This window comes from Brevundimonas sp. Root1423 (genome assembly GCF_001426805.1).
Window position 1 is genome coordinate 1 of record NZ_LMFL01000089.1, and the last position, 14071, is coordinate 14071.

At 69.7% G+C, this 14071-nt stretch carries 14 protein-coding genes and 1 pseudogene; 10 read left to right on the top strand and 5 right to left on the bottom strand.

Going from position 1 to position 14071, the window contains the following annotated elements:
* The 8 genes from rho to ASD25_RS28465 form a co-directional block, all read left to right on the top strand.
* Positions 1 to 830 (top strand): transcription termination factor Rho (gene rho / locus ASD25_RS28430; RefSeq protein WP_082572648.1); only part of this gene is annotated, 830 nt, incomplete at its 5' end.
* A 40-nt stretch (positions 831 to 870) separates the two neighbouring features.
* Positions 871 to 1110 (top strand): DUF6489 family protein, encoded by a 240-nt coding sequence (locus ASD25_RS28435; protein ID WP_055831809.1) that lies wholly within the window; start codon positions 871 to 873, stop codon positions 1108 to 1110.
* Positions 1111 to 1246: 136 nt separating this feature from the next.
* Positions 1247 to 2554, top strand: a complete 1308-nt coding sequence (mnmE, locus tag ASD25_RS28440; RefSeq protein ID WP_055831810.1) for a tRNA uridine-5-carboxymethylaminomethyl(34) synthesis GTPase MnmE — start codon at positions 1247 to 1249, stop codon at positions 2552 to 2554.
* 69 nt (positions 2555 to 2623) lie between these two features.
* The gene (gene mnmG, locus ASD25_RS28445) at positions 2624 to 4480 is read left to right on the top strand and encodes a tRNA uridine-5-carboxymethylaminomethyl(34) synthesis enzyme MnmG (RefSeq protein ID WP_235561812.1); all 1857 of its coding nucleotides are present in this window, start codon (positions 2624 to 2626) and stop codon (positions 4478 to 4480) included.
* A 121-nt stretch (positions 4481 to 4601) separates the two neighbouring features.
* Entirely contained in the window at positions 4602 to 5222 is a 621-nt protein-coding gene (gene rsmG / locus ASD25_RS28450; protein ID WP_055831813.1) for a 16S rRNA (guanine(527)-N(7))-methyltransferase RsmG, read from the top strand.
* The gene (locus ASD25_RS28455) at positions 5206 to 6018 is read left to right on the top strand and encodes a ParA family protein (RefSeq protein ID WP_055831815.1); all 813 of its coding nucleotides are present in this window, start codon (positions 5206 to 5208) and stop codon (positions 6016 to 6018) included. Before rsmG ends, ASD25_RS28455 begins: the two co-directional genes overlap by 17 nt.
* A 22-nt stretch (positions 6019 to 6040) precedes the next feature.
* A complete protein-coding gene (locus ASD25_RS28460) occupies positions 6041 to 6931 on the top strand; it encodes a ParB/RepB/Spo0J family partition protein (protein ID WP_056621563.1) in 891 nt (296 codons plus the stop codon).
* 25 nt (positions 6932 to 6956) lie between these two features.
* A complete protein-coding gene (locus ASD25_RS28465) occupies positions 6957 to 7142 on the top strand; it encodes a hypothetical protein (RefSeq protein ID WP_055831819.1) in 186 nt (61 codons plus the stop codon).
* Positions 7143 to 7310: 168 nt separating this feature from the next.
* Here the strand turns inward: ASD25_RS28465 and holA are convergent, their stop codons facing one another.
* The 4 genes and pseudogenes from holA to ASD25_RS28485 form a co-directional block, all read right to left on the bottom strand.
* Positions 7311 to 8363, bottom strand: a complete 1053-nt coding sequence (gene holA / locus ASD25_RS28470) for a DNA polymerase III subunit delta (protein WP_055831822.1) — start codon at positions 8361 to 8363, stop codon at positions 7311 to 7313.
* 10 nt (positions 8364 to 8373) lie between these two features.
* A complete protein-coding gene (lptE, locus tag ASD25_RS28475; protein ID WP_055831823.1) occupies positions 8374 to 8865 on the bottom strand; it encodes an LPS assembly lipoprotein LptE in 492 nt (163 codons plus the stop codon).
* A complete protein-coding gene (gene leuS / locus ASD25_RS28480) occupies positions 8865 to 11423 on the bottom strand; it encodes a leucine--tRNA ligase (RefSeq protein ID WP_055831825.1) in 2559 nt (852 codons plus the stop codon). The genes lptE and leuS overlap by 1 nt, the downstream gene beginning before the upstream one ends.
* Positions 11424 to 11488: 65 nt before the next feature.
* A pseudogene (locus ASD25_RS28485) lies at positions 11489 to 11951 on the bottom strand (DUF3576 domain-containing protein).
* 335 nt (positions 11952 to 12286) lie between these two features.
* On the opposite strand from ASD25_RS28485, the gene ASD25_RS28490 reads away from it, so the two are divergent.
* Entirely contained in the window at positions 12287 to 12679 is a 393-nt protein-coding gene (locus ASD25_RS28490) for an NtrZ family periplasmic regulatory protein (protein ID WP_055831829.1), read from the top strand.
* A 6-nt stretch (positions 12680 to 12685) separates the two neighbouring features.
* On the opposite strand, the gene ASD25_RS28495 is transcribed toward ASD25_RS28490, so the two are convergent.
* Positions 12686 to 13321 carry a thiamine phosphate synthase gene (locus ASD25_RS28495; RefSeq protein WP_055831831.1) on the bottom strand — a complete coding sequence of 212 codons (636 nt, stop codon included), beginning with the start codon at positions 13319 to 13321 and terminating at the stop codon, positions 12686 to 12688.
* On the opposite strand from ASD25_RS28495, the gene ASD25_RS28500 reads away from it, so the two are divergent.
* On the top strand, positions 13320 to 14036 hold the full coding sequence (locus ASD25_RS28500; protein ID WP_055831834.1) for a YggS family pyridoxal phosphate-dependent enzyme: 717 nt from the start codon (positions 13320 to 13322) through the stop codon (positions 14034 to 14036). The genes ASD25_RS28495 and ASD25_RS28500 overlap by 2 nt on opposite strands.
* The last annotated feature ends 35 nt before the right edge of the window (positions 14037 to 14071 follow it).

Consider the following 14071-nt stretch of genomic DNA (forward strand, 5'->3'; position numbering starts at 1 on the left):
AGCGGCTGCACATGGAAATCCAGGACCCGACGCTGAAGGACCGCTCGGGCCGGGTCATCGACATCGTCGCCCCGCTCGGCAAGGGCCAGCGCTGCCTGATCGTCGCCCCGCCGCGCGTCGGCAAGACGGTGATGCTGCAGAACATCGCCAAGTCGATCGAGCGCAACCACCCCGAGGTGACCCTGATGGTGCTGCTGATCGACGAGCGCCCCGAGGAGGTCACCGACATGCAGCGCACGGTGAAGGGCGAGGTCATCGCCTCGACCTTCGACGAGCCGGCCACCCGCCACGTCGCCGTCGCCGAAATGGTGATCGAAAAGGCCAAACGCCTGGTCGAGCACAAGAAGGACGTCGTCATCCTGCTCGACTCCATCACCCGTCTGGGCCGCGCCTACAACGCCACCGTCCCGTCCTCGGGCAAGGTCCTGACCGGCGGCGTCGACGCCAACGCCCTGCAGCGGCCGAAGCGGTTCTTCGGCGCCGCGCGCAACGTGGAGCAGGGGGGCTCGCTGACCATCATCGCCACCGCCCTGATCGACACCGGCAGCCGGATGGACGAGGTGATCTTCGAAGAGTTCAAGGGCACCGGCAACTCCGAGATCGTGCTTGACCGCAAGGTCGCCGACAAGCGCATCTTCCCCGCCATCGACGTGCTCAAGTCCGGCACCCGCAAGGAAGAGCTGACCACGCCCAAGGACCAGTTGGCCAAGACCTATGTCCTGCGCCGCATCCTCAACCCCATGGGCCCGCAGGACGCGATCGAATTCCTGATCGACAAGCTGCGCCAGTCCAAGAACAATGCGGACTTCTTCCAGTCGATGAACACCTGATGCGGCCCCGGCTGTTTCACGTGAAACATGGAGCGGCGGCATGAAGGTCAATATCGAGATCGAGTGCGAACCGGCCGAGGCGCGCGCCTTCCTCGGCCTGCCAAATGTCGAGCCGCTGAACGATCATCTGGTCGCCGAGATGAAGCGGCGCATGGACGAGAACATGAACGCCATGCAGCCCGACGAACTGATGAAGACTTGGACCAGCTTCGGCCTCCAGGCCCAGGACCAGTTCCGCAAGCTGATGGAGACGGCGGTCGGCGGAGCCAGCAAGCCGTGACAGCGTCTCCTTCCCCTTTATGGGGGAGGTGGCGCGCGCAGCGCGACGGAGGGGGCAAACCCCGGACACCGGCGGATGCGGCCAGCCCCCTCCACCGCTTCGTGGCTCCCCTCCCCCATAAAGGGGGAGGATACACATGACCGACACCATCTTCGCCCTCGCCACCCCCCCGGGCCGAGGCGCCATCGCCATCGTCCGCCTCTCCGGTCCGGCGACCGACGCCGCCCTGATCGCCCTCGGTGCCGGAGGCCTCAAGCCGCGCTTCGCCTCCCTACGCGCCCTGACTCACGCCGGCCGGCCCATCGACCAGGCCCTGGTCCTGCGGTTCCTGGCGCCCAACAGCTACACCGGCGAGGACTGCGCCGAACTCCACCTCCACGGCGGCCGGGCGGTGGTCGAGGCGGCCAGCCAGGCCCTGATCGCGCTCGGCCTGCGCCCGGCCGAACCGGGCGAGTTCACCCGCCGGGCCTTCGAGAACGGCCGTATGGATCTGGCCCAGGCCGAAGCCGTCGCCGACCTGATCGACGCCGAAACCACGGCCCAGGCCTCGCAGGCTCTGGGCCAGCTGGACGGCGCCCTGTCGCGGACCTACACGGGCTTCCGCCGCGACCTGCTCAAGGCCATGGCGCTCGTCGAGGCCGAGATCGACTTCCCCGACGAGGACATCCCCGACAATCTGGCCCGCACCGCCGGTCCTGTTCTGGACCAGCTGATCGAGGATCTGCGCGCCGCCCTGGCCGACGCCCGACGCGGGGAGCGGGTGCGCGAGGGCTACCGCATCGTCCTGATCGGCGAGACCAACGCCGGGAAATCGTCGCTGTTCAACGCCCTCGTCGCGCGCGAGGCCGCCATCGTCACGCCCATCGCCGGCACGACCCGGGATGTGCTGGACGCCGATCTGATCATCGGCGGCTACGCCGTGACCCTGTCCGACACCGCGGGCCTGCGGGAGTCGGGTGATATCGTGGAGGCCGAGGGCGTCCGCCGGGCCCGGGCCCGGGCCGAGGCGGCTGAGCTGCGGCTGTGGGTCCGGGGCCCGGGCGATCCGCCGGGCGTCGCCGCCGACTATGTCCGGCCCGGCGACCTGCTGATCCGCAACAAGTCGGACATCGGCCAGGTCGATCCCGTGGAGGGGCTGGAAGACCTTGTGGTCAGCACAACGACCGGCGAGGGTATGGCAGAACTGCACGACTGGATCGCCGCGCGCCTGGCCCGCGACCTGTCAGGCGCCGACTTCCCGGCCGTGACCCGCGAACGGCATCGCCGACGCCTTGGTGAGGCCCTCGCTGACGTCGAGGCGGCCCGCCGCGCGCTCGACCGCGCGCCGGAGATGGCGGGCGACGACCTGCGCCGCGCGGCGGAAACCCTCGGCCGGGTCACGGGCGCCATCGGCGTCGAAGACATTCTCGGCGAGGTCTTCTCGACCTTCTGCATCGGCAAGTGACGTGTTTCACGTGAAACAGCCAAACGGCCCCGGTGGCGTTTCGGGCGCTTTTCCCCTATGTCCCCGGCCATGAAATCCTTTGATGTCATCGTCATCGGCGGCGGGCACGCCGGCTGCGAGGCCGCGGCCGCGTCGGCGCGCGCCGGCGCGAGGACGGTGCTTCTGACCCAGAAGCTCGAGACCATCGGCGAGATGTCGTGCAACCCGGCCATTGGCGGACTGGGTAAGGGCCATCTGGTCCGCGAGATCGACGCCATGGACGGCGTCATGGGTCGTCTCGGCGACGTCTCGGGCATCCAGTTCCGCCTGCTCAACCGCTCCAAGGGCGCGGCGGTCCAGGGCCCCCGCAGCCAGATCGACCGCCGCCTGTACCGCGAGGCCATGCAGGCCGAGCTGGCGCAGACGCCGAACCTGACCCTCATGGCCGGCACGGCCGAGCGCCTGATCCTCGACGGCGGCCGCGTCGTCGGCGTGGTGACGGGCGAGGGGACCGAGGTCCACGCCGGCGCCGTGGTCCTGACCACGGGCACCTTCCTGAACGGCGTCATCCACAAGGGCGACCAGCGCATTCCCGCCGGCCGCCACGGCGAGGCGCCCTCGACCGGCCTGGCCGCCGATCTCTATGGCGCCGGCCTGCAGATGGGCCGGCTCAAGACCGGCACGCCCGCCCGTCTGGACGGCCGCACCATCGCCTGGGACCGGCTGGAAATGCAGTCGGCCGACGCCGAGCCCGTGCCGTTCAGCTTCCTGACCGACCGGATCACCACGCCCCAGATCGCCTGCGGGGTGACCCACACCACGGCCGAGACGCACCGGATCATCGCCGACAACCTGGGCGACAGCGCCGTCTATGGGGGCCACCTGTCCGGCCGGGGCCCGCGCTACTGTCCCTCGATCGAGGACAAGGTGGTCCGGTTCGCCGACAAGACCTCGCACCAGATCTTCCTCGAGCCCGAGGGCCTGGATGACCCGACCGTCTACCCCAACGGCATTTCGACCTCGGTGTCCGACACGACCCAGGCCGCCTTCCTGCGAACCATCCCGGGCCTCGAGGCGGTCGAGGTGTTCCGCTTCGGCTACGCCATCGAATACGACTACGTCGACCCGCGCGAGCTGACCCCGGCGCTGGAGGTCAAGAAGCGTCCCGGCCTGTATCTGGCTGGCCAGATCAACGGCACCACGGGCTATGAGGAGGCGGGGGCGCAAGGTCTGATCGCCGGGCTGAACGCCGCCCGCGCCGCCGCCGGCTCGGACCCGATCGTTCTCGGCCGGGACCAGGCCTATATCGGCGTCATGATCGACGATCTGGTCACACGTGGCGTGACCGAGCCCTACCGGATGTTCACCAGCCGGGCCGAATACCGGCTGACGCTGCGGGCCGACAACGCCGATCAACGGTTGACCCCCCTGGCGATGGAGGCGGGCATCGTCTCTTCCCGTCGTGGCGAGGCTTTCCGGGCCAAGTCCGCCCAGCTGGCCGAGGCGGCGGCTGTTTCACGTGAAACGGTGTTCACGCCCAAGGAGGCTGCGGCGCTCGGGATTCACGTAAACGCCGATGGCCAGCGCCGTTCGATCCGCGACCTTCTGGCCTTCCCCGGTGTGACCCTGGAGACCTTCGCCTCGACCCGTCCGGAGATCGCGGGCTGGTCGAATCAGGTCCGCCAGCAGATCGAGATCGACGCGGGCTACGCCGGTTATCTCGATCGTCAGGCCTCGGACGCCGAGGCCTTGCGGCGCGAGGGGGCCCTGGCCCTCCCGGTCGACCTCGACTACGCCGCCGTCGGCAGTCTCTCGAACGAGGTCCGCGAGAAGCTGACCCTGGTCCAGCCCCGCACCCTCGGTCAGGCCGGCCGCATCGAGGGCATGACCCCCGGGGCGCTGACCGCGCTTCTGTCCCACGTCAAACGGACGCGGGTGGCGGCATGATCCAACGCCCGTCTCCTCCCCATGCCATGGGGAGGGGGACCCCGAAGGGGTGGAGGGGACCCATCCGTCATGCCGCCGCGCGGCGCGGCGCCTCCCCATTTCATGGGGAGGAGACCCGTCGATGACTCCCGAAGAATTCCAGATCCAGACCGACGCGACCCCCGCGCAGATGGCCGACCTCGAGACCTTCATCGCCCGCCTGACCGAGGCCAATGCGGTGATGAACCTCGTCGGGCCCGACAGCCTGCCCGACGTCTGGAACCGCCACATCTGGGATTCGGCCCAGCTGCTGGAGATGAAGCCCACCGCAAAAACCTGGGCCGATCTCGGCGCCGGCGCCGGCTTCCCCGGCTTGGTGCTCGCCATCCTGCTGAAGGACCGGTCCGACAGCCATGTCTGGCTGATCGACAGTCTGGGCAAGCGCTGCCGCTTCCTGCAGGAGGTGGTTGAGACCTTGTCCCTGCGGGCCACGGTCATCAACGGCCGGGCCGAGGAGCAGAGGGTCAAGGTCGACGTCGTCACCGCCCGCGCCGTCGCTCCGATGGAGAAGCTTCTCGGCTATGCACAGCCTTATCTACAGCGGGGCGCACAGGGGCTGTTTCTCAAGGGGGAAAAGGCCGAGGCTGAGTTGATCGACGCCCGCAAGGTCTGGCAGTTCGATAGCGACCTCTCCGTCTCGCGCAGCGATCCGCGCGGCCGTATCGTTTCCGTCCGGAGCCTCCGCCGTGTCCCCCACCGGTAAGACCCGCGTCCTCGCCGTTTCGAACCAGAAGGGCGGCGTCGGCAAGACCACCACGGCGATCAATCTGGGCACCGCCCTGGCCGCGATCGGCGAGAAGGTGCTGATCGTCGACATGGATCCGCAAGGCAATGCCTCCACGGGTCTGGGTGTTCCACGTGAAACACGGCGGGTGACGATCTATGACGTGATCGTCGATGGGCGCTCTGTCGACGATTCCGCCGTCCAGACGTCGGTCCCGGGTCTGCATATCATCCCCGCCGACGCCGACATGTCGGGCGTGGAGATCGAACTGAGCCAGGCCGACCGTCGCTCGTTCCGCCTGCGCGATGCGCTCGCCGGGCAGGGGGCGGACGGCCAGACCCGGTATGACTATGTGCTGATCGACTGCCCGCCGTCGCTGAACCTGCTGACCCTCAACGCCATGGCCGCGGCCGACGCCGTGCTGGTGCCGCTGCAGTGCGAATTCTTCGCCCTCGAGGGGCTGACCCAGCTGATGAAGACCATCGAGATGGTCCGCCAGAGTCTGAACCCGACACTGGAGATCCAGGGGCTGGTCCTGACCATGTTCGACCGGCGCAGCGCCCTGTCGGGACAGGTCGCCAACGACGTGCGSAAYCACTTCGGCGACAAGGTCTATGAATCGGTCATTCCGCGGAATGTGCGGGTGGCSGAGGCGCCGTCGTTCGGCAAGCCGGCCCTGATCTACGACCTGAAATGCGCYGGCAGCCAGGCCTATCTGCGCCTCGCCCGCGAGGTGGTGGCGCGCGAGAAATCCCGTCGGCTTCAGGCCGCGTGATTAGAAGAATGGAATCAGTGTCTTGAGCGAACGTCAGCGCGGTCTGGGGCGGGGTCTTTCCGCCCTTCTGGGTGAACAGGTGGCCGAGAGCGCCCCGRTCGACGGCGCGCCCGCGCCCGCCGGCGTGCGCATGGCCCCGATCGAGAGCCTSAAGCCCAAYCCGGAACAGCCCCGCAAGCTGTTCAACAACGAGGATCTGGCCGAGCTGTCGGCGTCGATCCGCGACAAGGGGGTGCTGCAGCCGATCCTGGTGCGGTCGCAGCCGGGCCATGACGGGGTCTGGCAGATCATCGCCGGCGAACGCCGCTGGCGCGCTGCCCAGCTGGCGCGTCTGACCGAAGTGCCGGTCGTCGTCCGCGAGATGGACGATGTCGAGGTGTTCGAGGTGGCGATCATCGAGAACGTCCAGCGCAGCGACCTGAACCCGCTGGAGGAGGCGGACGCCTATCGCATGCTGATGGAGCGGTTCGGCCGCACCCAGGACGCCGTCGCCGGCGTGGTGGGCAAGAGCCGCAGCCATGTGGCCAACACCCTGCGTCTGCTCCAGTTGCCGGAAGAGGTTCTCTGGTTCGTACGGCACGGCAAGATGAGCGCCGGCCACGCCCGCGCCCTGATCACGGCCCCCAACCCGGGCGTCCTGGCCCAGCAGATCGTCGACGAGGGACTGAACGTCCGTCAGGCCGAGGCCCTGGCGCGGCGCGCCGCCGAAGGGCCGAAGCCCGACAAGGCGCGGGCGAAGGTCTCGTCGTCGGGCGAGGGCGCGGCCGATGTCGCCGCGCTTGAGCAGGATCTGGCCGACGCCCTCGGCCTGAAGGTGCAGCTGGCGGACAAGGGCGGCAGGGGCGAGATCACCATCCGCTACGGCTCGCTGGAACAGCTGGACGACCTGTGCCGCCGGCTGATGCGGGGCTGACGGCAACCTGTGCTAGGCTGGGGTCATGACCGACAAGCCGAGCAATCCGACCGCCGAAGCCATGAAGCGCGCCCTCGCCGCCAAGAAGGCGGGCGGGGGACCGTCCCACGGCGGCCTCCACGGCTCGGCCCGCGCCGAGGAAAAGGCCCAGCAGGCCCGCAGCGCCGCCCTGGCCAAGCCCGCCTTCCGCAAGGCGTCGAAGCGGGGGTGATGGCCGGTCTCCTCCCCACGCGTGGGGAGGTGGCGCGGCTTCGCGCCGTGACGGAGGGGGGGCGACGCCGGTCTCGACCGTCTGTATCCCCTGTCTCCCGTTTCTTCCGATCCGTGGTCGAATTCCTCGCGAATCCGTCGCTGAATTCCTCGGCGTTTTCGGGCGGTTTTAAAGCCCGAGTCGCCGCGCCCGGGCGGAGATTTCCAGCAGCAGCCGTTCGGCGATCAGCTGGTCGGGCGAACCGGTGGTCTTGGTCGCCACGTCGGCCGTGTTGATGCTGTCCAGCACCCTGTCGAGATCCTCCAGCCGCCAGCTGCGCGCCTGACGCAGCATCTCGGCCTCCTGTTTCCAGAACACCCCCGCCGCCTTGGCCGCCTCCTTGGCTCCGGCGCCATTGGCCTGAAGCACATTGATGCGGCGCAGGCGGCCCAGGTGGATCGAGGCCTGTCTCACCGCCATGACAGGCGATTCCCCCTCGGCCAGGGCGCGCCGCAGGCCGGACTGGGCCGGGGCCGGGCGGCCGCCGAAGGCCTGCAGCGCGGCGTCCTGAAGGGAGGCGTCGGCCTCGACCCCCAGGTGCTGCTCCAGTTCGGCCACGTCGATGGTCTTGCCCGAGCCGGGGCCGATATAGAGGGCGAGACGCTCGATCTCCTGCCGCATCAGACCGCGTTCGCGGGGCAGGCGGCTGACGAACCGGTCCAGGGCGTCGCCGGTCAGGCCGACCTTGTCCGCCGCCAGGGCCTCGCGCGTCATCCGGGCCACATCGCCCGTCTCATCCTCATAACAGGCGATGCCGACGGCGCCGGACGCCCCCTCGGCGGCCTTGCGCAAGGCGGAATCCCGGCCCAGGGCCCCGGCCTCGATCACCAGCATGGCGTCAGGATTGTAGGCGCCCTCGGCATGGCGCTTGAGCGCCGCGGCCAGCATCTTGTCGATCGAGGCCTTCTCGGACCCCAGCCTCACCCGAACCAGACGGCGGCCGCCGATCATGCTGAGCGCGGTCAGGGCCTCCTCCAGACGCGCCTCGTCGCCGTCGATGTCGCTGTCGGTCAGGACGGTCACGTTGAAGGGGTCGTTCAGGTCGGGGGTGATCGCCCTGCACAGGATTTCGGCGCGTTCACCGACGCCCGAGCGGTCCTTGCCATGGATGACGGCGGCGCGGACGCCGCGGTCGGGCGCGGACAGAAAGCGGTCGACCTCCGGCCGTTTGGTCAGGATCATGCGGCGACCCTCAAGGCCGCGCCGACAGCGCCCGCAGGATGTCCAGCCGGATCAGGCGCGCCAGTTCGGCGGCGGCGCGTTCCTCGCCGTCCTGCTGGGCGGCGATGGCGGCATAGGGCTGGTCGGCGGCGGCGTAGGTGGTGGTGACGGTCTCGACGCCGGCGATCGGTTCGCCGCCGCCCACGGGGGTCAGGGTCCAGGCCCCGCGCACGGTCAATTCATAGCGGGTGGCCGTGTCGTCGATCCGGCGTCCCAACGACTGACGCGACTGCTCAAGCGTGGTCTGCAGCCGCCACAGGGGCTCTCGCGACCCGTCGCGGCCCAGGGCGTCCTGCAGCTGCTCGCGCACGCGATAGCCGAGCCGGTCGTCCTGGGTGGCCACGGCGATCCGCGACAGGGACGAGCCCGCCCCCGCGTCGCCGTACAGGGGCGTGAAGCCGCAGCCGGATAGTCCCACAAGAGAGACAAGCGCGATTACAGACGCCAGTCGGGAGCGAAGCATCAGCCGACCACCAGATTGACGATGCGATCCTTGACCACCACGATCTTCCTCACCGTCTGACCCTCCAGTCGCGCCTGCACATCGGCGTCGGCCATGACGATCGCCTCGACCTCGGCCGGCTCCAGGCCGCGGGCGACGCGGATTTCGCCGCGGCGCTTGCCGTTGACCTGGATCGGCAGGACCACTTCGTCATCCGCCGCCAGGGCCGGATCGAACGCCGGCCAGGGCGCGTCCAGCACCATCCCCCGTTCGCCGAGGCGCGTCCAGCACTCCTCGGCCAGGTGGGGGGTGAAGGGGGCGATCAGCCGGGTCAGGGCGGACAGGGCCTCGCGCCGCGCCGCGCCGCCGGCCCTGGGCGTGTCGCGGATGGTGGCGATGAAGCCGTACAGCTTGGCGATCGCCGAGTTGAAGCGGAAGGCGGCGACGCCTTCGGACACGGCCTTGATGGCCTTGTGCGTCTCGCGGACCAGAGCCGCGTCGGCCTCGGGTTCGCCGGCGGCGGCGGCGTCGAAGCCATCGACCTCGGCCCAGACGCGCTGGACGAACCGGCCGGCGCCCTCGACCCCGCCGGGGGTCCATTGCACGTCGCGTTCGGGTGGACTGTCGCTGAGCACGAACAGGCGGCCGGCGTCGACGCCGTACCCCTCGACGATCTCCTGCGGGGCGACAACGTTCTTCTTAGACTTCGACATCTTCTCGATGTCGCCGATGATCAGGGTCTCGCCGGTCGACAGCTGGCGGGCCGAGCGTTTGCCGGCGTCATTGGTCAGTTCGACATCGGTGGGCTCGACCCAGCCGCCGTCGGCGCGGCGGTAGGTCTCGTGCACCACCATGCCCTGGGTGAACAGGCCGGCGAACGGCTCGCGCACCGACATCAGGCCGGCGTCGCTGAGGGCGCGGCTGATGAAGCGGGCGTAGAGCAGGTGCAGGACGGCGTGTTCGACGCCGCCGATATACTGGTCGACCGGCAGCCATTTGTCGGCGGCCGCCTTCGAGATCGGCTCGGCGGCGGTCGGGTCGGTGAAGCGGGCGAAATACCAGCTGGAGTCGACGAAGGTGTCGAGCGTGTCCGTCTCGCGCACCGCCTCGCCGCCACAGGTCGGGCAGGGGACATGCTTCCATGTCGGGTGCCGGTCCAGCGGATTGCCGGGCGTGTCGAAGGTCACGTCCTTCGGCAGTTCGACCGGCAGCTGGTCGGTCGGCACGCCCACCGGGCCGCATTTGGCGCAGTGGATCACGGGGATGGGACATCCCCAGTATCGCTGGCGGCTGACGCCCCAGTCGCGCAGGCGATAGATGGTCGCGCCCTGGCCCTGACCCGCCGCCTCGACGCGGGCGATGGCCGCGGCCTTGGCCGCTTCGATCTCCATTCCGTCCATGAAATCGGACTGGAACAGGCGACCCGGCCCGACATAAGCCTCTGTAGCGACAGCGAAATCATCGCCCGTCCCGTCGGGCCTCACGACCGGGATCACGGGCAGGGAATATTTGCGGGCGAAGTCGAGGTCGCGCTGGTCGTGGGCCGGGCAGCCGAAGATAGCGCCGGTGCCGTATTCCGACAGGATGAAGTTGGCGATCCAGACCGAGACCTCGCGGCCGTCGAACGGATGGAGCACCTTCAGGCCAGTGTCGAAGCCGATCTTCTCGGCCTGTTCGATCTCGGCCTGGGTCGAGCCGCCCTTTCGGCATTCGGCGATGAAGGCGGCGGCTGCCGGATCGGTTTCGGCGATCTCGCGGGCGATCGGGTGGTCGGGGGCCACGCCCATGAAGCTGGCGCCGAACAGGGTGTCGGGGCGGGTGGTGTAGATCTCCAGACCGTCGGGCGCGGCGGCGGGCGCGTCGCCGGCCCATTTCCATGTCATCTGCAGGCCCTTCGACCGGCCGATCCAGTTCTCCTGCATCAGCCGGACCTTGTCGGGCCAGCGGCCTTCCAGTTCCTTGAGCCCCTCGATCAGGTCGTCGGCGTAGTCGGTGATGCGCAGGAACCACTGGTTCAGCTTGCGCTTCTCGACAATCGCGCCCGAGCGCCAGCCGCGGCCGTCGACGACCTGCTCATTGGCCAGGACGGTGTTGTCGACGGGGTCCCAGTTGACCACCGAGTCCTTGCGATAGACCAGGCCGCGCTTGAACAACTCCAGGAACCAGGCCTGCTGCTTGCCGTAATAGGCCGGGTCGCAGGTGGCGAACTCTCTGGACCAGTCCAGCGACAGGCCCAGCAGCTTCAGCTGGTCGCGCATGGCCGCGATGTTGGACCAGGTCCAGTCGCCGGGATGGACGCCGCGTTCGATGGCCGCGTTCTCGGCGGGCAGGCCGAAGGCGTCCCAGCCCATCGGGTGCAGGACGTCGAACCCCTGCGCCCGCTTCGAGCGCGCCACGACGTCGCCCATGACGTAGTTGCGGGCGTGGCCCATGTGGATGGCCCCCGACGGATAGGGGAACATCTCCAGCACATAGTATTTGGGCTTGCCCGTGCTTTCCGTGGGCGTGCGGAAGGCGTCGGCGGCCGCCCAGCGGGCCTGCTGGCGGGGTTCGGCGGTCTTGGGCTCGTATCGGGCCACGGGAATCCTTCAGGCGTCGCTCCTGAAGGCCGGGCCAGAAGGAGGCGGGGGTCGTAGGGGGAGGGTTAGCCGGCGTTCTGGAGGTTGAGCTGGCGCGCCTTGGTCAGGATGGCGTTTTCCAGRTCGGTCTCGGTCTGGGCCGCCACGCGTGCGCCGATCCACTGGCCGGTCGCGTCGCGGACTTCCTTGGTCACGGTCACGTTCAGCGCGTCGGCGCGCAGACGCGTGTCKAGGATGAAGACCGTGGCCTTGAACCGCTCGTTCGGGGTCGGTGTACCAGTCGTAGTTGATGACGCCGCCCCAGGGATCGGCGTTGGCCAGGGGCATGAAGGCCATGGTGTCGAGGGTGGCGCGCCACAGGAAGGCGTTGACGCCGATGCCGGGCTGGCTTGAGGCGGCCGACCGTCGGGCGCCGTCCATGCCGAACACGTCGCCCACCGTGGGCCCGAAGGGGCGTTCGGCCGTGCAGCCGCCAAGCAGGACGCCCGAGGCGATCAGGGCGAGCGTCGCGCCGCGAACCAGCACCATCGAGAAACTCCATTCGATCGAGACGTGCGGCGGACCGTTTCCACCCACGCGCTGGCTCGCCCGAACGTGGGTCGCAGCCGAAGCGAGGCTCTATAACACGGCGAAAAGGGGCGATGACAAGGCGAAGACGCGTCCGGAGCCCAAGGATCGTGTCGGGCGGCGGGCGTTCGCGTGTCGCGAGAGCCGGCGGGCCGTGACGCTCGCGCCACAGGAGTCTTCCAGAGTCGCGCGGAACCCCCCTCCAGCGGCGCCGTTTCGTTGACCGGGCTGACCAGCGGTGTCTAGTTGCTGGAAGAGATCGCGGCGGGACCCCGTCGCGGCGTGAAGGGCAGGACATGCGCGGAAAAAGCGCCGTCATCGCTGGACTGGCCGCGGGGCTTGCGCTCCTGGCCGTGGCCGACGTCGCGTCGGCCCAGACCGCTGCCCGGACCCGCGCGCCCGCCGTCTCCCTGACCGAAGCCCAGTCCGCCCGCGTGGTCGGCAGCCCTTCGCGCCTGCGCTTCACCGAACGCGGCCGCTGGGGCCTCGACCTGAACCTCAGCCAGCCGGAAACGCGCGACAGCAATGTCGGCGACGTCGAGGCCGGCGCCTATTACCGCGTCAATCCGCGCCTTCGCGTGGGCGCCGCCGCCGGCCTCGCCGAGACCGACACCGATCCGGCCCGCGGCCCCCAGACCGAGCGACGCTCGGCTCCGCGCTTCCGGCTGGAATCGATCTTCCGCTTCTGACGCGGGTCAGGCGCTGAACGCCGCCTGGATCGCCGACACCCCCGCCAGACCGCACGCGCCCGAGCCGATGAGGCCGCGCGCGTTCCCGGCGTCTATTCCGCCCAGGGCGTAAACGGGGACGGCCGCCGCCGCCGCCAGCGCCCGGAAAGCCGCCAGTCCCAGCGCGGGCGTATCTGACGAGGCGCCGCCCGCCGCGAAGACCGGCGACAGGACCCGCGCGTGGAGATGCGGGGCGTCCAGCGCGGCGCCGGCGTGAGCCGCGCCGGTGATCAGCCAGTCGGGGCGCGTCTCTGACAGGGACCGGGCCTGATCCAGCGCCCGTTCGGGCAGATGAAGGCCGTCCGCACCGACGGCCCCGGCCAGATCCGCATCGAGACCGATCAGCAGGATTACACCGCCCGCCGCCGTGGTCTCGCGCAGCCGCAACGCCGTTTCACGGGCGTCCGGTCGGCCGAAATGGCGGAACACGACGCCGGAGCCCGCGGGCAAGCCCGCGGCCGTCTCCCAGGGACGCGGGGTGCGGACAGGGTCGGTGAAGAACAGCAGGGGCGGCAGAGGCCGCGGCGAGCGGCTGACTTTGGCGGCGTCGCGTGCGAGGACACGGGCGACTTCCCACAGGGTTTCGGCGTCCGAGCGGTTCATGGCCTCCTCATCCCCCGATCACACGGGCGCGTCCAGCGTCGCCCGCCGCCTCGAGGCGGTCCAGCGGCGGATGGCCGAGGCCAGCGCCGCCGCCGGCCGCGCGCCCGACAGCGTCGTCCTGACCACCGTGACCAAGACCCAGCCGCCCGAGGCGATCGACGCCATTCTCGCGGCCGGCCAGCGGGTGTTCGGCGAGAACCGGGTGCAGGAGGCCCGGGCGCGATGGGCGGAGCGCCGCGCGGCGACGCCTGATCTCGAACTGCGCCTCATCGGGCCGCTGCAGACCAACAAGGCCGCGGACGCCGTCGCCCTGTTCGACGTGATCGAGACGCTGGACCGGCCGAAATTGGCCGAGGTCCTGGCGGCCGCGGGCGCGAAGGCCGGCAAGACGCCGCGGGTGCTGGTCCAGGTCAACACCGGGGCCGAGCCGCAGAAGGCCGGCGTCCTGCCCGGGGACGCCGACGCCCTGATCGCGCAGGCCCGGGCGCTGGGCCTGAGGGTCGAGGGGCTGATGTGCATTCCGCCCGCGGACGAAGAGCCGGACTCCCACTTCGCCCTGCTGGGAGAGATCGCCCGTCGCAACGGGCTGGCGGTCCTGTCGATGGGGATGAGCGGCGACTATGAGACCGCCATCCGCTTCGGCGCGACCCATGTGCGAGTCGGTTCGGCGCTGTTCGGGGAACGAAACACCCTTCAAACACCCTCTATGGACTGAAAACCGCGCCGCTTGCGGTCCAACCCTTGGCGGAA